The sequence below is a fragment of the Cytobacillus firmus DS1 genome (assembly GCF_000565285.1).
Lineage (GTDB): Bacteria > Bacillota > Bacilli > Bacillales > Cytobacillaceae > Cytobacillus > Cytobacillus firmus_A.
Window position 1 is genome coordinate 187774 of record NZ_APVL01000008.1, and the last position, 20261, is coordinate 208034.

Annotated in this window: 21 protein-coding genes; 20 read left to right on the forward strand and 1 reads right to left on the reverse strand. The window is 41.6% G+C overall.

Features of this window, described 5'->3' with window-relative positions; genetic code table 11:
- The first annotated feature begins 77 nt into the window (after window positions 1-77).
- The 3 genes from PBF_RS12640 to PBF_RS12650 all read left to right on the forward strand — a co-directional run bounded on the left by PBF_RS12640 (window position 78) and on the right by PBF_RS12650 (window position 2637).
- Window positions 78-674 carry a DUF1405 domain-containing protein gene (locus PBF_RS12640; RefSeq protein WP_035330158.1) on the forward strand — a complete coding sequence of 199 codons (597 nt, stop codon included), beginning with the start codon at window positions 78-80 and terminating at the stop codon, window positions 672-674.
- 149 nt (window positions 675-823) lie between these two features.
- Window positions 824-1600, forward strand: a complete 777-nt coding sequence (gene ypjB / locus PBF_RS12645) for a sporulation protein YpjB (protein WP_035330159.1) — start codon at window positions 824-826, stop codon at window positions 1598-1600.
- 356 nt (window positions 1601-1956) lie between these two features.
- The gene (locus PBF_RS12650) at window positions 1957-2637 is read left to right on the forward strand and encodes a zinc metallopeptidase (RefSeq protein ID WP_035330160.1); all 681 of its coding nucleotides are present in this window, start codon (window positions 1957-1959) and stop codon (window positions 2635-2637) included.
- A 63-nt stretch (window positions 2638-2700) separates the two neighbouring features.
- On the opposite strand, the gene PBF_RS12655 is transcribed toward PBF_RS12650, so the two are convergent.
- Window positions 2701-3573: a YitT family protein gene (locus PBF_RS12655; protein WP_035330161.1), complete on the reverse strand. Its 873-nt coding sequence runs from the start codon at window positions 3571-3573 to the stop codon at window positions 2701-2703.
- Window positions 3574-3788: 215 nt separating this feature from the next.
- On the opposite strand from PBF_RS12655, the gene PBF_RS12660 reads away from it, so the two are divergent.
- From PBF_RS12660 to PBF_RS12735, 17 genes are all read left to right on the forward strand, one after another.
- Window positions 3789-4121, forward strand: coding sequence for a nucleotide pyrophosphohydrolase (locus tag PBF_RS12660; RefSeq protein WP_035330162.1), 333 nt, complete (start codon window positions 3789-3791; stop codon window positions 4119-4121).
- 14 nt (window positions 4122-4135) lie between these two features.
- The gene (gene dapB, locus PBF_RS12665) at window positions 4136-4939 is read left to right on the forward strand and encodes a 4-hydroxy-tetrahydrodipicolinate reductase (RefSeq protein WP_035330163.1); all 804 of its coding nucleotides are present in this window, start codon (window positions 4136-4138) and stop codon (window positions 4937-4939) included.
- Window positions 4940-4953: 14 nt separating this feature from the next.
- Complete coding sequence (gene mgsA / locus PBF_RS12670; RefSeq protein WP_035330164.1) at window positions 4954-5376, forward strand: methylglyoxal synthase; 423 nt, start codon at window positions 4954-4956, stop codon at window positions 5374-5376.
- On the forward strand, window positions 5363-6079 hold the full coding sequence (bshB1, locus tag PBF_RS12675) for a bacillithiol biosynthesis deacetylase BshB1 (RefSeq protein WP_035330166.1): 717 nt from the start codon (window positions 5363-5365) through the stop codon (window positions 6077-6079). The genes mgsA and bshB1 overlap by 14 nt, the downstream gene beginning before the upstream one ends.
- Window positions 6076-7218, forward strand: a complete 1143-nt coding sequence (gene bshA / locus PBF_RS12680) for an N-acetyl-alpha-D-glucosaminyl L-malate synthase BshA (protein WP_035330168.1) — start codon at window positions 6076-6078, stop codon at window positions 7216-7218. The genes bshB1 and bshA overlap by 4 nt, the downstream gene beginning before the upstream one ends.
- A complete protein-coding gene (locus PBF_RS12685; RefSeq protein ID WP_035330170.1) occupies window positions 7218-8411 on the forward strand; it encodes a CCA tRNA nucleotidyltransferase in 1194 nt (397 codons plus the stop codon). Before bshA ends, PBF_RS12685 begins: the two co-directional genes overlap by 1 nt.
- Window positions 8399-9382 (forward strand): biotin--[acetyl-CoA-carboxylase] ligase, encoded by a 984-nt coding sequence (locus PBF_RS12690; RefSeq protein WP_081757276.1) that lies wholly within the window; start codon window positions 8399-8401, stop codon window positions 9380-9382. Before PBF_RS12685 ends, PBF_RS12690 begins: the two co-directional genes overlap by 13 nt.
- A 268-nt stretch (window positions 9383-9650) precedes the next feature.
- Entirely contained in the window at window positions 9651-10487 is an 837-nt protein-coding gene (gene panB / locus PBF_RS12695) for a 3-methyl-2-oxobutanoate hydroxymethyltransferase (RefSeq protein ID WP_035330172.1), read from the forward strand.
- Window positions 10484-11341 carry a pantoate--beta-alanine ligase gene (gene panC / locus PBF_RS12700; protein WP_035330174.1) on the forward strand — a complete coding sequence of 286 codons (858 nt, stop codon included), beginning with the start codon at window positions 10484-10486 and terminating at the stop codon, window positions 11339-11341. The genes panB and panC overlap by 4 nt, the downstream gene beginning before the upstream one ends.
- 14 nt (window positions 11342-11355) lie before the next feature.
- Window positions 11356-11739 (forward strand): aspartate 1-decarboxylase, encoded by a 384-nt coding sequence (panD, locus tag PBF_RS12705; RefSeq protein WP_035330178.1) that lies wholly within the window; start codon window positions 11356-11358, stop codon window positions 11737-11739.
- A 168-nt stretch (window positions 11740-11907) separates the two neighbouring features.
- Complete coding sequence (dinG, locus tag PBF_RS12710; protein WP_035330180.1) at window positions 11908-14709, forward strand: ATP-dependent DNA helicase DinG; 2802 nt, start codon at window positions 11908-11910, stop codon at window positions 14707-14709.
- A 149-nt stretch (window positions 14710-14858) separates the two neighbouring features.
- The gene (locus PBF_RS12715) at window positions 14859-15707 is read left to right on the forward strand and encodes an ATP-dependent DNA helicase (RefSeq protein WP_035330181.1); all 849 of its coding nucleotides are present in this window, start codon (window positions 14859-14861) and stop codon (window positions 15705-15707) included.
- A 303-nt stretch (window positions 15708-16010) separates the two neighbouring features.
- Window positions 16011-16181 (forward strand): YpmA family protein, encoded by a 171-nt coding sequence (locus PBF_RS25185; RefSeq protein ID WP_009332715.1) that lies wholly within the window; start codon window positions 16011-16013, stop codon window positions 16179-16181.
- Between the two features lie 15 nt (window positions 16182-16196).
- Window positions 16197-16670 (forward strand): DUF5590 domain-containing protein, encoded by a 474-nt coding sequence (locus tag PBF_RS12720; RefSeq protein WP_035330182.1) that lies wholly within the window; start codon window positions 16197-16199, stop codon window positions 16668-16670.
- 57 nt (window positions 16671-16727) lie between these two features.
- Entirely contained in the window at window positions 16728-17912 is a 1185-nt protein-coding gene (locus PBF_RS12725; RefSeq protein ID WP_035330235.1) for a pyridoxal phosphate-dependent aminotransferase, read from the forward strand.
- Window positions 17913-18078: 166 nt separating this feature from the next.
- Window positions 18079-19371 (forward strand): asparagine--tRNA ligase, encoded by a 1293-nt coding sequence (gene asnS, locus PBF_RS12730; RefSeq protein WP_152539679.1) that lies wholly within the window; start codon window positions 18079-18081, stop codon window positions 19369-19371.
- A gap of 178 nt (window positions 19372-19549) precedes the next feature.
- Window positions 19550-20260: a DnaD domain-containing protein gene (locus PBF_RS12735; protein WP_035330184.1), complete on the forward strand. Its 711-nt coding sequence runs from the start codon at window positions 19550-19552 to the stop codon at window positions 20258-20260.
- Window position 20261: the final 1 nt, after the last annotated feature.

Genomic DNA, 20261 nt, shown 5'->3' on the forward strand with positions numbered 1-20261 from the left:
ATGGTTCGTTTTTTTTACAGGCATTTGGTGTGGTAAAATAATGAAATAATCGTGTACATAGAAAAGGAGAACAAAATATGAAATGGATCTATCCTTTATTAGGCAGCAGGGCTATGCTGATACTGCTTCTGATCATTAACACGGCAGGCACAATTTATGGGTATATCTGGTATAAGTGGCAGCTTGTCGATACACCGCCAATTTTCCTGCCCTTTGTACCGGACAGTCCTACAGCGAGCCTGTTTTTTATGTTTGTGCTAATCGCCTTTCTATTGGGCAAAAATTGGCCAATGTTTGAAGCATTAGCTATTGTGACCCTTATTAAATACGGAATATGGGCTGTAGTAATGAATTTGCTGGTTTTTCAGGTGACAGGTGAATTGGATCCAGTTGCCCTCATGCTGATCTTCTCGCATGGTGCAATGGCAGTCCAGGGGGTTCTTTACGCACCTTTCTACCGCTTCAAAACATGGCATCTAGTCATTACGGGTATCTGGACCCTACACAATGATGTAATTGATTACGTCTTTTTCATGCTTCCCCGCTATCCGATTTTAAATCTTTACACACCGCAAATCGGCTATTTTACATTTTGGCTCAGCATTTTCTCATTAGGAACCGCTTATTACTTCGTCATAAGAAAGAATCGGTTTAGTCTGGATATAGTGAAATAGTGCTCCGATTCCCCTGATCCAAACCATTGAGTGTTTTGGGTCTTTTTTTGTTTATGAAAGAATTAACCTGGCTGGCGGAATTATTTCTGGTCTAACCTTGTCCCTCTTTTCATATTAATCTAATAGTAATTTGAGGGGGGACAAGTAGTATGAGGCGAAAAGTAATCGCAATCTTATTCATTATTATGTTATTGCCTGGAATGGTGTCTGCAGATAAGACATCAAAAATAGATAAATTAGATCAACTATCTAATGAAGCCTTACAGATGGTTAAGCTGCACAGGTATGAGGATGCCAAGAAGCTTTTGGAGTATTTTTCCGAGCAATTCGTTGCTGTAAACGGCAAGGAAAGGCCATTTACAATGGACGAACTGCGGATTATTACTGTCTCTCATGATGATGCTGTACAAGCTTCGGTGAATACATCTATGAGCCATGAAGAACGGCTGAATCATGCAACAAAATTCCGCCTGGTAATGGATGCGATTTCCTCAAAATATCAGCCTTTATGGACTGAAATGGAGAAGCCTATTATGTCGGTATTTGGTGAGGTAAAGGAAGCGGCGTACAGCGGGAATAACGAGAACTTCCATTCACGTTTGAATTCTTTTCTGTCTTTATATGAGGTTATTTATCCCAGTCTGAAGATTGATGTGGATGCAGAAAAGGTACAAAAACTGAACGCCCGCATAAATTTTATCGATCATTATCGGCCGCAGGTGCTTTCCCAGCAGGCTAGCCAGCAGGAACTTGCTGCATTGGAAAATGATCTGCAGACTATCTTTGATGAAATGACAGAGGATGAAACGGATCCATCCCTCTGGTGGGTGATCATCTCAACCGGGAGCATAATCATCATTACATTATCTTACGTAGGATGGAGAAAATATAAGGGAGACAGGGCAAGACAAAAAAATCGTTCTTAATAAGAAAAGCGGAAGTACCTTGCTCACCAAGGAACGCAGACTAAGAACGCCACATCCTGTGGCAACATCTGCATGACCCACATCCTGTGGGCTTCAAGACGAGCCTCATGGAAAGGCGTTATTTGCCTTTTTGGGGGGATGGCTTCTGACCTAGAGGTGGCAGGTGCTTGAGCTAGACAGGGCTAGAGGTTCAAAAATTTCTACACTCTTATCTTTGAACAAAAAGAATAATTAAACTTCTTCCAGTTTTGCAATAAAGGAAAATGGGAAAAAGATAGTTAGAAGGAATCGTATGCTGGAGATATGAAAGCCAGCGGTTAAAATTCACCATGACTAGCTAAATGGGAGGTAACAAAATGGGAGGATATCTCATTTATTTTGCAATAATTATTCTTGTTCCGCTTTGGGCACAAATGAAAGTAAAGGGAGCTTACAGCAAATATTCAAAAGTTCCTTCATCCACTCAAATGAGGGGTGCTGAAGTAGCCAGAAGAATTCTGGATGCAAATGGTTTATATAAAGTTGGAGTTGAAGAAACCAGGGGGCATCTAACGGATCACTATGATCCGCGATCCAAGACAGTCAGACTGTCAGCAACAAATTATCATGGCCATTCTGTGGCTGCTGCTGCAATTGCAGCCCATGAAGTTGGCCATGCCATCCAGGATAATCAGGATTACGCTTTTCTGCGTTTCCGCCATGCGCTCGTACCTGTTGCGAATCTTGGTTCAAACTTCTCCTGGATTCTGATCATGATCGGTTTTTTTGCTGGGTTGAGCGGTATGGTGCTGCTTGGGATTATCTTCATGGCAGCTGCAGTGGTTTTTCAAGTGATTACACTTCCGGTAGAGTTCAATGCTTCCAATCGTGCGATGGATCAGGTAGTATCCCTTGGAATTATCAGAAACGATGAAGAAAGAGAAACAAAAAAGGTATTGAATGCAGCTGCGTTGACATATGTGGCGGCAGCAGCCGTGGCTGTGCTGGAATTGCTGCGTTTAATTCTTATTTACACAGGTATGACCAGATCTGAGTAAAAGCCGGCAATGCCGGCTTTTTTAATAAAAAAAAGTGATGCCCTTGGGACATCACATTGATTTTTAGCGTTCAACCGGCTTTTTATTTTCATCCAGAGTAAAGCCTTCCCCCAGCACATCATGAACAGCTGTGACAGATACAAATGCATGGGGATCAACAGAAGTAATCGCATTTTTTAACCGCACAATTTCATTTCGGCCGACAACACAATACAATACTTCCCGCTCTTTTTTTGTGAAGGAACCATGGCCTTTTAGCACGGTAACCCCCCGATCCATTTCTTTCATGATTTTATCGGCAATTGCATCATTTTGTTCTGATATAATCATGGCTCCTCTAGCTGCATAAGCCCCTTCCTGCATGAAATCAATTACCTTTGCACCCACAAACACAGCAACCAAGGTATACATGGCTTCCCTGTAGTTTAAATATGTAATTAATGATAGGGCAATCACAAAAAAGTCAAAAATGAACATTGTCTTTCCCATGCTGACTCCAGCATATTTATGTACAAGTCTGGCAATTATATCAACCCCGCCTGTTGTGCCTCCAAACCTGAAAATAATGCCAAGACCGATCCCGATAAAAACACCCGCGAATAAAGAAGCAAGAGTCAAATCCTCTTTTAAAGGCATTTCAATCTGGTACCGCTGAAAAATCCATAGGAAAAGCGACACACCTACCGTTCCGATGATGGTATAAAGAAAAACATTCCTGCCCAGAAGTCTCCATCCAATAAAGAAAAGAGGTATATTTAGCAGAAGGTTAGTATAGGAAGGGTCCCACTTGAAAAGGAAGTATAAAAGCAGGGTAATACCGGTGAAACCGCCTTCAGCCAAGTTATTTTGCATATTAAAGTGAACAAGGCCCCATGAAAAAATGGCCGAGCCAAGCAATATGAAAAAAATATTCTTAAATTTTAATCCAGAAAACATATTATCCCTCCGCTGCCTGAATATCACAATACCAAAGCGTATCTAATTATATAAGATACAGATTATAAGAGCAATAATATCTAAGGACAAGAAGCGGCTGACTGTTCATCTTTAAGCAATGATAAAAAATATTTGTAAAATGGCTGAGCTATAGCTTAACATGAAAAGTGGAAATCCCGTATATAGAACATGTAATTAAAAGCTGAGGTGAAAGTATGGAGACTTCAAAAACAATGAAAGACATGCAAACAGACGTTGACAAATATATAAGCCAATTTAAAGAAGGTTATTTCAGCCCATTGGCGATGCTTGCAAGGATGACCGAAGAACTTGGGGAACTATCCAGGGAAGTGAACCATCACTATGGTGAAAAACCAAAAAAATCCACAGAGGATGAAAAGGCTATCGAGGAAGAGCTTGGAGATATGCTCTTTGTTCTAATATGCTTTGCTAATTCCTTAAATATTGACTTAGAAGAAGCACACGATCGTGTCATGAAAAAATTCAGCACACGTGATAAAGACAGATGGACAAGAATTGAAGATTAAAAGGAGAGAGGACAATGGATAAAGTTAAAGTTATTATAGCAGGACCGCGGGGAAGGATGGGAAGTGAAGCCGTTCAGCTCGTTAATCGAACAGAAAACTATGAATTAGCTGCTGTGATCGACCATAAAAATGGCGGTGGGTTTCTTAGCGATTTTGAAGGCTTCTCACAATTTGGGCAAGTTCCGGTATACACAGATCTTGCTCTAGCCTTTCAGGAGCTAAGTCCCGATGTACTGATCGATTTGACAACTCCGGAAGTAGGAATGTTCCACACAAAAACAGCCCTGGAGTATGGTGTAAGGCCTGTTGTTGGAACAACAGGCTTTTCGAAGGAAAACTTGAAAGAACTTGAAGAACTTTGCCAGGAAAAAGGAATCGGCTGTATTATTGCCCCTAACTTTGCACTTGGTGCTGTATTAATGATGAAATTCTCACAATTAGCAGGAAGATATTTTAACGATGTTGAAATTATAGAGCTGCACCATGATCAGAAATTGGATGCTCCATCTGGTACTGCAGTGAAAACAGCAGAAATGATTGCTGATGTAAGAGCGAAAAAAGAGCAGGGCCACTCACAGGAGAAGGAAACGATTCCTGGTGCAAGAGGCGCAAATTTTGATGGCATGCATATACACTCTGTACGTCTTCCTGGCCTGATTGCTCACCAGCAGGTTATGTTCGGGTCGGAGGGACAAACATTGACCATCCGTCATGACTCCTATAATAGAGCTTCCTTTATGTCTGGAGTAAAGCTTGCTGTTGATACAGTTTTAAAAATTGATGCGCTCGTCTACGGCCTCGAAAATATTATTGATTAGAAAGGGGTGCCGACATGAATATTGCCTTAATTGCCCATGATAAGAAAAAGGATGATATTGTTAGATTTGCGATCGCCTATAAATCAATTCTTGCTGATCATGCCCTTCATGCTACCGGAACAACCGGTTCACGCATCATGAAAGAAACAGGCCTTTCCATTCATCGTTTTCAATCAGGGCCACTTGGCGGGGACCAGGAAATTGGTGCTTTAATTGCCAACAATAAAATGGATGTTGTATTTTTCTTCAGAGACCCTCTGACTGTTCAGCCTCATGAGCCAGATGTTTCAGCTTTGGTGCGCCTCTGTGATGTATATGCCGTCCCATTGGCGACTAATATGGGCACTGCTGAAATTATTATTAAAGGACTGGAACGCAATGATTTATCATGGAGGAATATTGTAAGTGAAAAAGGTGACATGAATGAGCCTGGATAATATTGACATTCTGGCATTTGGTGCGCATGCTGATGATGTTGAAATTGGCATGGGCGGCACAATTGCCAAATTTGCCTCAATCGGAAAAAAGATTGGAATATGTGACTTGACCCGGGCTGAGCTTTCTTCTAATGGGACGGTTGAAATCCGTAAAGAGGAATCACTGAAGGCAGCTGATATTCTGGGGGTTAGTGTGCGGGAGAATCTTAATCTGCCTGACAGGGGCTTATTTTATAATCAGGAATACATAAAAAAGATTGCTGAAATGATCCGTAAATATAGGCCTGCTCTTGTGTTTGCGCCATATATGGAAGACAGGCATCCAGACCATGGGCATTGTGCCCGCCTGGTAGAAGAAGCAGTCTTTTCAGCAGGAATCAAGAAATATGAAACAGGCGGCAATTATGCCCCGCATAAGGTGAAAAGCCTGCACTTTTACATGATAAATGGCTTCCATAAGCCTGACTTCCTGATCGATATCTCCTCTTTTATGGATAAAAAAATTGCAGGTCTCGAGTCCTATCAAAGTCAATTTACAAGAAGCCAGGGTTCATTTGATACACCGCTAGTCAACGGTTATATTGAAACTGTTGCAGCGAGGGAAAGCCTATTTGGAAAACAGGCAGGGGTTCAGTATGCTGAAGCTTTTAAAGTTAATAATCCCTTACTGGTAAATATGGATATATTTGGTGGAGAAATATGAGAAAAAAGTTAAAAATAGGTATCACTTGCTATCCCACGGTGGGAGGGTCAGGTGTTGTTGCTACAGAACTGGGGAAAATGCTGGCTGAAAAAGGCCATGAAATACATTTTATATCATCAAGTCTCCCTTTTAGGCTGAAAAGGATGTACCCTAATATTTTTTATCATCAGGTGGATGTAAATCAATACTCCGTATTTCAATATGCTCCTTACGATATCGCGCTTGCAAGTAAAATGGCGGAAGTGATAAAACGTGAGGGCCTTGATCTCCTTCACGTGCATTATGCGATTCCCCATGCAGTTTGCGCGATTTTGGCAAAACAGATGAGCGGAACAGATATCAAGATTGTTACCACACTTCATGGAACTGATATTACAGTTCTCGGGTACGACCCATCGCTTACAGATGCGATCCGTTTTGGAATCGAAAAGTCTGATGGAGTCACAGCTGTTTCCAATGCGTTGATATCACAAACTTATGACCTGATCAAACCTGATAAGTCCATAAGAGCGGTTTATAACTTTATAGATGAAAGAATATACAGGAAAACTGATTCTCTTTACCTTAAAGATGAATATGGCATAACCCCTGGTGAAAAGGTGATCATCCATGTATCTAATTTTCGCAGTGTAAAGCGGGTGCCGGATGTTATTAAAGCCTTTGCAAAAATAACTGAAGAAGTTCCTTCAAAGCTGCTGCTAGTAGGAGACGGACCGGAAATGAGCGTTATATGCCGGCTGGTGAATGATCTGAAGCTTAAAGACAGGGTCTTGTTTTTGGGAAAGCAGGATAATGTGGAGGAGCTTTACAGCATCAGTGATTTAATGCTCTTATTATCGGAAAAGGAAAGCTTTGGACTGGTTGCTCTTGAGGCAATGGCATGCGGAGTGCCATGCATCGGCACAGATGTCGGTGGAATTCCCGAAGTAATCAGCGATGGTGAGACCGGATATATTTGCACTTTGGGTGATATAACTAATATCTCGCTAAAAGCAATTAAATTGCTTACTGATGAGAAACTGCTTGACAGGTTTTCTTCACAATCCATTTCGCATGCAAAAGACAGGTTCAGCGCAGCCCGCATTGTCATTCAATATGAAGAGCTTTATTATGAACTTCTGGAAAAAGGTGACCTTTGATGAATGAAGCTTTTGCAAAGGCAGTTCCTGTGCTCGAGAAGTTAGAAGCTGCAGGTTTTGAGGCCTATTTTGTAGGAGGCTCTGTCAGGGATTATATTCTTGGAAAAGAAATTGCAGACGTCGATATTGCTACTTCGGCTACCCCTGAAGAAGTAAAAACCATATTCTCAAGAACACTTGATGTGGGTATTGAGCATGGCACTGTGGTGGTTCTATATCATGGCATACCCTATGAAATTACAACCTTCCGAACAGAGGCTGAATACCTGGATTTTCGGCGGCCTTCAGAAGTGCAATTTATCAGATCACTGGAAGAGGATTTGAAAAGAAGAGATTTTACGATGAACGCGATTGCCATGGATAAAGAAGGGCTGCTTATCGATCCTTTTAATGGCAGGGGCGCTATAGAGGAAAAAAAAATTTGCACTGTAGGCAAGCCTGCTGAGAGATTTACTGAAGATGCCCTTCGAATGATGAGAGCAGTCCGCTTTTTCAGCCAGCTGGCATTTGAGATTGATAAAAACACTTATGATGCTTTGGCATCCCTGTCACATTTACTTGAAAACATAGCAGTGGAAAGAAAGCTGGCAGAGTTCGAAAAGCTATTAGCGGGAACGGGCAGGATGAAAGCTCTAAAGGTAATTGCGGAAACAGGATTGTCTAATTGTCTGCCAAAAATGTCAGGCTTCCAACAGGAATTAAAAGAAGCAGAAAATTATAATGGAGCAGATCTGACAGGAGATGAAATGTGGGCCTTTCTTGCGTGTATTTTTAAGTTGGACGAGTCACAGGCTGAAGCTTTTCTGAAGAACTGGAAACTGCCTGTAAAGAGAACAAAAAAGATAGTGTCGATTATCAGCTGGATCCGGTACAGGGCCAAAAACCACTGGGAGGCCTATTCCCTTTATCAGGCAGGGGACAAGTTCCTGAACGCGGAACGGGTGCGCAACGTAATCTTGCATGAGGACTCAAGCAGGGGAACAGATAGCCTGCTGAGTCAATATAATTCTCTGCCGATTAAAGAAAGAAGCGATCTTCAGCTTACTGGAGATCAGCTGATGGATTGGTTTGGCAAACCTCCTGGTCCCTGGATTAAAGCGGAGCTTGAAAAAACCGAAAAAGCAGTCTTGCGCGGCGAATTGAATAATAGCAATGAATCCATAAGGGAGTGGCTCATAAAGTGCAATCAGTAATCAGGAACAAATTGATTGATGCTTTTACGAAAAGCAATGAGGAATACCTTTCAGGCCAGTATTTAGCTGACCTGATTGGCTGTTCAAGAACGGCTGTGTGGAAGCATATTGAAGAGCTGAGGAGAGAAGGCTTTGAATTGGAAGCGGTCAGAAGAAAAGGTTATCGGATAACAAAAACACCTGAAAAAGTTACTCCTGATGAAATCAGGCTTGGTTTGCAGACTGAAACACTTGGACGCCAGATTCATCATGAAGAAAGTGTTGATTCAACTCAGAAGATTGCCCATCGCCTTGCATACGAGGGTGCGCAGGAAGGAACGGTCGTCATTGCGGAAGAACAGCTGTCAGGCAGGGGAAGAATGGACAGGAGATGGCATTCTCCAAAATCAACAGGCATATGGATGAGTGTAATTCTAAGGCCGAACATTCCACCTCCGAAAGCACCGCAGCTTACGCTGATTACAGCAGTGGCTGTTGTACAGGCAATTGAAGAGCTGACAGATTTAACACCGCAAATTAAATGGCCGAATGATATTTTGATGAACGGGAAAAAGGTTACAGGAATTCTGACAGAACTGCAGGCGGATGCCGATCGGATTATTTCGATTATCATTGGAATTGGCATCAACGTTAACCAGCAGCTTGATGATTATCCCGATGAGCTTAAAGAAATTGCCACTTCATTATCCATTGAAAAAGGCGAAAAGCTTTCAAGAGCTAAGCTGATTAAGATCCTGCTTGGCAAATTGGAAAACCTGTATAAACTTTATTTAGAGAAGGGCTTTTATCCGATTAAGCTTTTATGGGAAAGTTATGCGGTCAGCATTGGCAAAAATCTTACTGCAAGAACGATTACCGGAAGCATATATGGCAAGGCCCTTGGCATAACCGAGGATGGGGTCCTGATGATTGAAGACAGCAGCGGGAAAGTCCATCACGTATATTCTGCAGACATTGAGCTGGATGTATAGAATGCTGGCCTGAAAGTTTTTATAGCCAACTCATTTGCATTTTTGATATACTTTTTATGGGCAGTATCCTTAACAGAACTGCACCTATTTTAAGGAAACACAAAAATAATATATCTGCCTAGATCCAAAAAATGGACCGGGACAGAGGGATGAACTGATATATGAGCTATTGCAAAATCCTTCTGCCATCAGAAGGGTTTTTTTAATGTTCTGTTTTTTATAACTCATTATAGTTTTATTGCCTCTTCCTGCATAAGGAGGACGAATGATGAAGCAAACAACAGACTTTTCAAAAATGAAGGAAAATGATGAGAAAATTGTAATGCTGACCGCCTATGATTTTCCTGCCGCCAAACAGGCTGAAAAAGCCAATGTGGACATGATACTTGTGGGGGATTCGCTTGGTATGGTAGTGCTGGGCTATGATTCAACCGTTCCTGTTACGATGGAGGATATGATTCATCACGGAAAAGCTGTTAAACGGGGGGCACAACATACATTCATTGTGATTGACATGCCGTTTATGAGCTATCATTTGTCCGTGAAAGATACACTCTTAAATGGAGCAAGACTCATTCAGGAGACTGGTGCACATGCTGTTAAGCTTGAAGGCGGTGATGAAGTCGCACAACAAATCAGGGCGTTAACAAAAGCTGGCATTCCAGTTGTTGCCCACCTTGGCCTGACACCACAATCCGTTGGCGTCCTGGGAGGCTATAAGGTTCAGGGAAAAAACGCTGAAGCAGCCAGAAAGCTGATTGATGATGCCAGGGAATGTGAGAGAGCCGGAGCCTTTGCTCTTGTCCTTGAGTGTGTTCCAAAACAGCTGGCAAAGCAGATCACGGAGGAATTAATGATTCCAGTCATTGGCATCGGGGCAGGCAAGGATACAGATGGACAGGTCCTTGTGTACCATGATGTATTAGGATACGGTGTAGATCGTGTTCCAAAGTTCGTGAAACAGTATGAAAACCTGAACCCGATAATCGGCGACAGCCTTACTAAGTATACCGATGAAGTGAAGAATGGAGCATTCCCTGATGATTCCCATTCTTTCAGGATGAAAGAGGAAGAGCTGCTGTTTCTGTATGGAGGAAAAGCATGAGAACGATTACTGATATAAGAGAAATGCAAAGGATTGCTTTACAGCTTAAGAAGGAAGGAAAAGCAATCGGTTTTGTCCCGACAATGGGCTATTTGCATGAAGGTCATCTTTCGTTATTAAGGAATGCCAGGAAAGAAAATGATGTAACAGTGGTCAGTATCTTTGTCAATCCGCTGCAATTTGGCCCTGCAGAAGATTTGGCGACATACCCAAGGGATTTCGAGCGTGACAGCAGCCTTGCAGAGACAGAGGGCTGCGATTATATTTTCTTTCCTTCAGCAGATGATATGTATCCTGCAGCATTGTCGGTAACGGCTAAGGTACAGGAGCGGACAGATGTTTTATGCGGAAAATCACGTCCCGGACATTTTGATGGGGTTGCCACTGTCCTGATAAAACTGTTCAACATTGTTCAGCCGGATAAAGTGTATTTCGGGATGAAGGATGCCCAGCAGGTGGCCGTCGTGGACGGGCTTGTAAGAGATTTTAATATTCCAGTGGAGATTGTCCCTGTTCAGACGGTCAGGGAAGAAGATGGTCTTGCTAAGAGCTCACGGAACGTGCATCTTTTGCCGGAAGAACGCGATCAGGCCGCTGCTCTCCATCAAAGTCTTAAAATGGCGGAGGCTCTGATAGCTGAAGGGGAATACGATTCCGTGAGGGTTCTTAGCAGCATCAGGGAATTTATTGAAAAAAACACAAGCGGGGAAATAGATTATATTGAAATTCTATCTTATCCTGATCTTAAACAGCTCTCCCTTCTGGAAGAGAAGATCATTATCGCTATGGCCGTTAAATTCAATAAGGCCCGTTTAATAGATAACGCAATAATATCAGTGAAAAAAGAAAGCTAAGGGAGGAAGGCAGCATGTTTCGCACCATGATGAATGGCAAGATCCATCGTGCAACAGTAACAGAAGCCAATCTAAATTATGTTGGCAGCATCACTATTGATACGGACATTATTGAAGCTGTTGGAATGGCACCCAATGAAAAGGTTCAAATCGTCAATAATAACAATGGTGCAAGATTTGAAACCTATATTATTCCAGGAAAAAGAGGCAGCGGAGTAATCTGCGTGAATGGTGCAGCTGCACGTCTTGTTCAGGAAGGCGATATTGTCATTATCATTTCTTATGCTCTTGTTCCGGATGAAAAGGTCCCTTATCATGAACCGAAGGTAGCCATAATGGACAGCAGCAATCGGATCGCTGACATGATACATGCAGAGCCGGAAAGTACAGTGCTATAATGTATTTTAATTAGAGCGGAACTCTTATGGAGCTTCGGCTCTTTTTTATAATCGGCAGTGAATAAGGGACCTGAGCAGGTGGAAGAAAATAAAGAGGGAAAAGTATTTGCCTTTTTCTTTTTCCGTTTTTATGATACCTTTTGAATGACTGAATATGAGGTGTTAGCCATGGGTAATAAATATGTTGTAGTGGATTTGGAAACAACCGGAAACGCCCCGAAAAAAGGCGATAAAATAATACAATTCGCTGCTGTGGTGATCGAAAACGGAAAAATTACAGAGCAATACTCCTCCCTTATAAATCCGGAGCAATCTATTCCCCCTTTCATAGAAGAACTGACTGGCTTGTCAGATGAAATGGTCGAGGATGCTCCGCTATTTTCGGAGGTTGCCCCTAAAGTCCTGACATTGCTCGAGGGTGCCTATTTTGTCGCTCACAATGTTTTGTTTGATTTGTCCTTTTTACAGGAAGAATTGATTGAAGCGGGATATAACGGGTTTTACGGTCCAGTTCTTGATACAGTGGAGATGGCCCGAATTCTTTTTCCCACCGCAGATAGCTACAAATTATCGGACCTTGCTCTCCGGGAAGGCCTTAATCATGAACGCCCCCATCAGGCAGACAGCGATGCATATGTTACCGCTGAGCTCCTGTTAATATTATTAAACAAGCTTAAAAACCTTCCTCATACCACCATAGAACAGCTGCATAAGCTGTCTGGAGGATTAAAGAGTGATCTTGATATATTATTGGACGAGCACATTTTAATTAATGAAAGTAAGATTGAACAATTGGCTGATGATATTGAAGTTCACAGAGGAATTGCTTTAAAAAAAGGAACGGAACGACAGGAATCTGTAAGCCCCGGATTTTTGGGCTTTCCTTTCAGTGATGGGGAAAAACAGGCATTGTTCATTAAAGCTTTCCCTTCCTATGAAAAAAGGCAAGGCCAGTTTATCATGATGGATTCGGTTTATGAAGCCTTTAGAAATAAACAGCATGCATTAATAGAGGCAGGGACTGGTGTTGGGAAATCCCTGGCATACCTTGTTCCGGCGGCTTTACATGCAAAGGAGAGCGGCAGAACTGTCGTTATCAGTACATATACAACACAGCTGCAGGAGCAGCTGCTTTCTAAGGATGTTCCACTGCTGCAAAAAATGCTGTCATTCCCGCTCAGAACTGTTTTGCTCAAGGGGAGAAGCCACTATATCAGCCTTGCGAAGTTCGTTCAAACGCTTAGAGATGATGAAGATAATTATGATACAATCCTCAGCAAAATGCAGATTCTGGTATGGCTCCTGGAGACTGACGCTGGTGATATTGATGAATTAAACCTGTCAAGCGGCGGGATGATTTACTGGAGCAGAATAAAGAATGATGAAACAGCTTTTTTGCAGGATAAGTCGTGGATATCGAGAGATTTTTATCTGAGGGCAAGAAAGGAAGCACAAAAGGCAGATATCATAATTACAAATCATTCACTGCTTTTAACGGATCTTACTGCAAGTAATGCTATTTTGCCGGAATTCAGCCATGTGGTGATCGATGAGGGGCATCATTTTGTTAAGGCTTCCGGGAAACATTTCGGGAACAAGCTGGATTATTTATCAGTGCGGCTGATGCTTGGACAAATTGGAATGATGGAACAGAAACAGCTCTATTATAAGCTTGAGAAGCTGGTGGAAGAGAAAGCAGGGACACGGGATGATTTCATGCATTCTTTTGAAGTCAACCAATTAATAGCCGATATTCTCCATGAAATGGATGAATTGTTCAGAGTAATAGCGATTTATGCTAAAAAGTACAATAAAGCAAAAAAAAGCGTAAATCGAATTTCAGTAAGATTTAATAAAAGTGCTGCCAATAAGGAAACGAAGGCTGTATTAGCGAGTGCCGAACGTTTTGGATTTATGCTTAAAGATTTAATCCAGGCTATTGACAGTCGTGTATGCGCAGTTTCAGCAATTAAATCGGCCCTCTCTCTTGAGGAAAAAGCATTAATGGAGGAAGTGGCTTCTATTTTGGATGATTTGCGGGATATGAATGAAGACTTAAACCATATCTTTCATTTGCCGGCCGCGGAATTTGTTGTATGGGTAGAAATGGATACGCGCTCAGCACAAAATGCCACAACGGTTTATGCACAGCCTGTATCGGTTTCTGAATACCTTAATGATCAATTCTTCAGCCGAAAGGAAAGTACGGTCATTACATCTGCCACTTTATCTGTAAAAAATTCCTTCAGTTTTATCGTTAAGGAATTAGGGCTGGAGGAACAGCAATGCACTCTGAAGCAAATTCAATCTCCTTTTGATTATCAGAATCAGGTTAAGCTAGTGGTTTCTGATGATTTGCCTGAAGTTAATGCAGTACCGCTCGAGGAGTATGTGGCATCCATAACCGAGCATATTATTTCAATTGCGGAAGCAGCAAAGGGAAGAATGCTGATTCTTTTCACTTCGCATGAAATGTTAAGGAGAACCCATGAGCTTATCAAGGAATCAGGGTTCCTGGAGGACTATGCTATCATCGCACAGGGTGTAACAAGCGGGAGCAGATCAAGGCTAACGAGAAATTTCCAGCGTTTTGATAAAGCCATTCTCTTAGGGACAAGCAGCTTTTGGGAAGGTGTGGATATCCCGGGTGAGGATTTATCCTGTCTTGTAATCGTAAGATTGCCTTTTTCACCCCCTGATGAACCGATGGCACAGGCAAAAAATGAGCAAATTGCCAACAAAGGAAAAAACCCGTTTTCCGAATACTCATTGCCCGAGGCAATTATCCGCTTCAAGCAGGGTGTTGGGAGATTAATCAGAACAAGTACAGACAGGGGTGTAATCGTGATATTCGACCGGAGAATCATCACCGCAAGATATGGAAAAGCATTCCTGGATTCCATTCCGCCCATTCCTGTCGAGAAAAGCAATATTGATGAAATTGTCGATTTGATTAATAATTGGCTATAAACGTTCCGTGTATTTTCACTTTCATTCTTTTTTTGATGAACAAACGTCTGTTATAGCAGGATAAATTTAGATGATTAACACATTATAAATTTGTTGGGTTTTAATAAATCCTCAGTCTGCTTTTGTTTCAATGTAGGAGGAATGGAAAGATGAACGTGCTGTTCGCCTTTATGCTGCTGTTTGCGAATTGGTATTACATACCGAAAGATTCACCGGCAGTTCCAGTTAAAGTGGAAAGCATTGACCTAAAACTAAAAAGCGATGAACTGGCTTTTACGTTTTTTTCTCTATCTGATGGCGAGTCTGCCTTAATACATCATGGAAATGATGAAAAAGTCCTAATTAACACCGGTGGGCAAGGAACAGAGGGAGAATTAAAAAAGCTTCTTGATTTATATGGCGTAAACCAGATTTCAGCAGTCATCCTGACAGATGAGCAATTATATAATAAGGCAAACCTTAAATGGCTTATCAAAAACTTCGGGGTAAGGGAAATTATAGCGGATGAATCTGCAGTTTCAGAGCTGAAGTCGGAGAAAGGAATAAGTGATCTGGATTTTCATGTCTGGAATCAGAATACGAAGCAGCAGCTTTTTCCGGAATTACATGCAGAAGTTCTATACGAAGGCAGTGACCTGGGGGAAGGAATGGATATTTCCTTTACATTCGATAGACATCGGATATTGTTTATGAACTCCACAAGTCCGGAAGCTAAAGAGTTGCTTATGGGAAAAGTGTTATCGAATGTTAATATTGTTAAACTTCCTGCATTTGGAGGGAATGGCTCTATATCAGAAGAGATGATCAAACATCTGGATCCCCAGATCGCTATTCTTTTTTATAGACCATCCATAAAACCTGATACGGATCTGTTTCGACTGTTAAATGATGCCTGGGTTGATGTATATTTTACAAGAAAGCACGGAACCATCACCATCAAATTTACAGATGTTAACTATGAGTTATTCACGATTTTCCAGGGTGAGGAGTTCCAATAAACAGAAAATTAACCTTCACGAAAAATTCCCAGGGAAGATTTTGTGAAGGCAATTAATTTTTTGCGGCTAATTATTTGCACTCAGCTAATTCTTTCCCCTTGAAAAGGCAGGAAACGAAAAAGCTGCGCTCTTGGCGCAGCATGACGTGGTGGACCAGAAGAAAATTTGTTATTGTTTTAATACCAGTTAATCATTTCTGCTGTTATACTGTTACTGAGATTTATTTCTTTGTAGAATTAGTTTAACCCTAACGGTTGGGTATATAAGTTACAAATATTGTAGAGGCTGAGGAGGAATTCCAGAATGGAAAGCAAAATTGAGGTTTTATCTACCGTGAAGATCCAGCAAAGCCCGGATCTGTATAAAATTGTTGATGCACTGAACAGAACGTTAAAAGAAAAAGACTTGATGTTCGGTTTGGCGCTTGATCAGGAAGATCAAAATAAAGCGATTTTTACGATTTATCGTACATAAAAGAGTGATTGAGACATGAAAAAAGTATTATGGGGTATCATTATTCTGCTTGTCATAAGCATTGGAGCAGGCTCTTTCATATATTTAAACAGCATGAAGCCGGTGAGGGCAGCAGAATCAAAGGCAGTTGAGCTGGCGAAACAGGAAACCGATCTTGCTGAAGCTGAAGATTTCAATTTATATCATGGGACTGAGACCTTCTATGTGATCGAAGGCAAAGATCATGATGATACAAGCATATATGTGTGGGTTCCGGAAAAAAAGGGGAAAATCATCTCACTGAAGCAATCTGATGGAATTTCCCAAAATGAAGCCATTAACAGACTTAAGCAGGAGAAAAATTCTGCTGAGATCATGTCTGTCCGGCTGGGCATGGAGAAAAATATTCCATTATGGGAAATTCATTACCGTTCCGGCAATAATTTAATAAATTATTATTATATAGATTTTAAAACAGGAGAATGGCTTAAAAAAATTGAAAACCTGTAGCCTTAGGCAATCACCGCCACAGTGCAGGAGGAAATCGGGAGGAAGCAAGCAATGGAGATTCAATTGGCAAGAAGAGTAAAAGCATTAACACCATCAACAACTCTGGCAATCACTGCTAAAGCAAAAGAGCTAAAGGCCCAGGGACATGATGTGATCGGATTGGGAGCAGGCGAGCCGGATTTTAATACGCCACAGCATATCATTGATGCTGCCGTGAAATCCATGAATGAGGGACATACAAAATATACACCATCGGCAGGTCTTCCAGCATTAAAGAAAGAAATCGCAAACAAGTTTAAAAAAGATCAGGGACTTGAATATGATGCTTCACAAATCATCGTAACCAACGGGGCAAAGCACGGCTTATATACACTGTTCCAGGTGTTGCTGAATGAAGGGGATGAAGTCATAATCCCGATCCCATATTGGGTCAGCTATCCTGAACAGGTTAAACTTGCAGGCGGTGTTCCTGTTTATGCAGAGGGAAGAGAAGAAAATGATTTTAAAATCACTCCGGAACAGCTGGCCAAAAGCATAACGGATAAAACCAAGGCTGTTATTATTAACTCCCCTAGCAACCCGACTGGCATGCTTTATTCTGCGGAAGAATTAAAGGAGCTTGGAGAAGTATGTTTAAAGCATAATGTACTGATCATTTCTGATGAAATTTATGAAAAACTGGTATATGGCGGCAATCAGCATACTTCGATAGCTGAGCTTTCACCTGAGCTTAAGGAACAAACCATTATAATTAACGGAGTGTCCAAATCCCATTCTATGACAGGCTGGAGAATTGGATATGCTGCAGGCAATAAGAGTATTATTAAAGCCATGACCAACCTTGCCAGCCACAGTACATCCAACCCGACAACAACAGCACAATATGGCTCGATCGCCGCATATGCCGGGCCGCAGGATACACTGGAAGAAATGAGAGAAGCATTCGAACATCGATTAAACGTTATCTATGATAAATTAATCAGTATTCCAGGCTTTACCTGTGTAAAGCCTCAAGGAGCATTTTACCTGTTTCCTAATGTAAAAAAGGCAGCAGAAATGACCGGATTTACGAGTGTCGATGAATTTGTGGAGGCACTTCTGGAGGAAGCGATGGTTGCAGTCATTCCTGGATCTGGTTTTGGCGCTCCGGATAATATCCGTTTATCCTATGCAACTTCTCTTGAATTATTAGAAAAGGCAGTGGAACGGATGCACGGATTTGTTGAAAAGAACTTAAAATAATAGTAAAACGGGAAAGCCGGATCGTATCCGGCTTCCTTCCATGTTTTCAGGCCAATTAGAGCGTGTAATATTTTACTGTTATTGCTTGTCAATGTGCTTGAAGGTATAATATATAGCGATACATAAGAAGTGATTGTTTAGATTTTTTTGGAGGGAACATAAATTGATAAAAACAACAATTTCTCAAGTTCATAAATATGTTGATCAGGAAGTTACCATCGGTGCCTGGATTGCCAACAAGCGTTCAAGCGGAAAGATTGCGTTTTTGCAGCTGCGCGATGGTACTGGATTTATTCAAGGTGTTGTAGTAAAAGCGGAAGTGCCGGAGGAAATCTTCCAAGGTGCAAAATCAGTTACTCAGGAATCCTCCGTATATGTGACGGGCAGGATTCAAAAGGACGAGCGTTCTCCTTTCGGATTTGAAATGCTTGTAACAGGCCTTGAAGTTATTCATCAGGCTATCGATTACCCTATTACGCCAAAAGAACATGGAACTGAATTCCTGATGGACAATCGTCATTTATGGCTGCGCTCCCGCCGGCAGCATGCAGTCATGAAGATCAGAAATGAAATTATCCGGTCAACTTATGAGTTTTTCAATGAGCAAGGTTTTTCCAAGGTTGACCCGCCAATTCTTACGGGAAGCGCACCGGAAGGCACGTCTGAACTTTTTGCAACAAAGTATTTTGATGAAGATGCTTATTTATCACAAAGCGGTCAGCTTTATATGGAAGCAGCTGCAATGGCTCTTGGGAAAGTATTTTCATTCGGGCCGACCTTCCGTGCTGAAAAATCCAAAACTCGCCGGCATTTAATCGAATTTTGGATGATTGAGCCAGAAATGGCTTTTTGTGAATTTGATGAAAACTTGAAGGTTCAGGAAGAATATGTTGCTCATATTGTTCAGTCCGTACTTAAGAATTGTTCAATTGAACTTAAAACACTTGGCCGTGATACAGAGAAGCTTGAGAAAATTACGGCTCCATTCCCGCGCATAACGTATGATGAAGCAATTAAGTTTCTTCAGGAAAAAGGCTTTGAAGACATTCAGTGGGGAGACGACTTTGGAGCACCCCATGAGACAGCTATTGCAGAAAGCTATGATAAGCCAGTCTTTATCACGCACTATCCAACTTCACTGAAGCCTTTCTATATGCAGCCGGATCCTTCAAGAGAAGATGTTGTACTATGTGCCGACTTGATTGCACCTGAAGGATATGGAGAAATCATCGGCGGCTCTGAGCGGATACATGATTATGACCTGCTTAAGCAGCGCATTGATGAACATAAATTAGATCTGGATGCTTACAAGTGGTACCTGGAGCTTCGCCAATATGGTTCAGTGCCTCATTCCGGATTTGGTCTTGGGCTTGAAAGAACAGTTGCATGGATCAGCGGCGTCGAGCATGTACGTGAAACGATTCCTTTCCCTCGATTATTAAACCGTCTATATCCATAATGAAAAATGAATTATTAACCAAAGCAAAAATCCGCCTTCCGCGGATTTTTTGCTTCTTCCGGTTTCGTTAGAACATTCAGAAGAAGGAAGTCAAGCTGAATCTTCATGGAAAAGTTACCGTTTTTTCAACTCACTTTGGTCACTATGTTCATGATATACTGAGAAGGAGGTGTCCCGAATGTCTAAAAATAGTTTATTGAAATGGCTTCAGGAAGGAAATATTTCAATACCTGGAGTCCTGCTGTCACAATATAAAGAAATGAATTTGAATGAGCATGAACTCGTCCTGATACTTCATGTAATTTCCTATATTGAACATGGGAACGAATTTCCCACCCCTGTAGAATTATCTTCCCGCATGACCATTTCTATGGCTGAATGTACGGAAATGCTCAGAAAACTAATCCAAAAAGGCTTTATTGATATTAAAGACAGCTACTCTGCCGATGGAATCAGATATGAAAGTTACCATCTTGATCCGCTTTGGGAGAAGCTCATTGATCAGTTTCTGCTCAGCGGTAAAAAAGGGGAAGCTGCTAAGATGCAGCAGGAGGAAACAGATCTATATACCTGCTTTGAAAGGGAGTTTGGCAGGCCGCTTTCACCTTTTGAATGTGAAACGCTTGCGCTCTGGATGGATGATGATCACCATGATCCCCATATTATAAAAGCTGCTTTAAGAGAATCTGTCCTGTCCGGTAAACTGAATTTCAGATATATAGACAGGATTCTTTTTGAATGGAAAAAGAACGGCATAAAAACGATTGAACAGGCTAAAAGCTATGGAAAAAAATTCAGGCAGAACCAAGCACAGCAAAGGACGAAGAGGGAGGATGCTCCGTCTCAGACAGCGAAATCCGTTCCCTTTTATAATTGGCTTGAACAGTAAG

What these genes read in the sequence shown, in the direction of transcription:
- PBF_RS12640 (WP_035330158.1), top strand. Translation starts at nt 78, where the DNA reads ATGAAATGGATCTATCCTTTATTAGGCAGCAGGGCTATGCTGATACTG.
- ypjB (WP_035330159.1), top strand. Translation starts at nt 824, where the DNA reads ATGAGGCGAAAAGTAATCGCAATCTTATTCATTATTATGTTATTGCCT.
- PBF_RS12650 (WP_035330160.1), top strand. Translation starts at nt 1,957, where the DNA reads ATGGGAGGATATCTCATTTATTTTGCAATAATTATTCTTGTTCCGCTT.
- PBF_RS12655 (WP_035330161.1), bottom strand. Translation starts at nt 3,573, where the DNA reads ATGTTTTCTGGATTAAAATTTAAGAATATTTTTTTCATATTGCTTGGC.
- PBF_RS12660 (WP_035330162.1), top strand. Translation starts at nt 3,789, where the DNA reads ATGGAGACTTCAAAAACAATGAAAGACATGCAAACAGACGTTGACAAA.
- dapB (WP_035330163.1), top strand. Translation starts at nt 4,136, where the DNA reads ATGGATAAAGTTAAAGTTATTATAGCAGGACCGCGGGGAAGGATGGGA.
- mgsA (WP_035330164.1), top strand. Translation starts at nt 4,954, where the DNA reads ATGAATATTGCCTTAATTGCCCATGATAAGAAAAAGGATGATATTGTT.
- bshB1 (WP_035330166.1), top strand. Translation starts at nt 5,363, where the DNA reads ATGAGCCTGGATAATATTGACATTCTGGCATTTGGTGCGCATGCTGAT.
- bshA (WP_035330168.1), top strand. Translation starts at nt 6,076, where the DNA reads ATGAGAAAAAAGTTAAAAATAGGTATCACTTGCTATCCCACGGTGGGA.
- PBF_RS12685 (WP_035330170.1), top strand. Translation starts at nt 7,218, where the DNA reads ATGAATGAAGCTTTTGCAAAGGCAGTTCCTGTGCTCGAGAAGTTAGAA.
- panB (WP_035330172.1), top strand. Translation starts at nt 9,651, where the DNA reads ATGAAGCAAACAACAGACTTTTCAAAAATGAAGGAAAATGATGAGAAA.
- panC (WP_035330174.1), top strand. Translation starts at nt 10,484, where the DNA reads ATGAGAACGATTACTGATATAAGAGAAATGCAAAGGATTGCTTTACAG.
- panD (WP_035330178.1), top strand. Translation starts at nt 11,356, where the DNA reads ATGTTTCGCACCATGATGAATGGCAAGATCCATCGTGCAACAGTAACA.
- dinG (WP_035330180.1), top strand. Translation starts at nt 11,908, where the DNA reads ATGGGTAATAAATATGTTGTAGTGGATTTGGAAACAACCGGAAACGCC.
- PBF_RS12715 (WP_035330181.1), top strand. Translation starts at nt 14,859, where the DNA reads ATGAACGTGCTGTTCGCCTTTATGCTGCTGTTTGCGAATTGGTATTAC.
- PBF_RS25185 (WP_009332715.1), top strand. Translation starts at nt 16,011, where the DNA reads ATGGAAAGCAAAATTGAGGTTTTATCTACCGTGAAGATCCAGCAAAGC.
- PBF_RS12720 (WP_035330182.1), top strand. Translation starts at nt 16,197, where the DNA reads ATGAAAAAAGTATTATGGGGTATCATTATTCTGCTTGTCATAAGCATT.
- PBF_RS12735 (WP_035330184.1), top strand. Translation starts at nt 19,550, where the DNA reads ATGTCTAAAAATAGTTTATTGAAATGGCTTCAGGAAGGAAATATTTCA.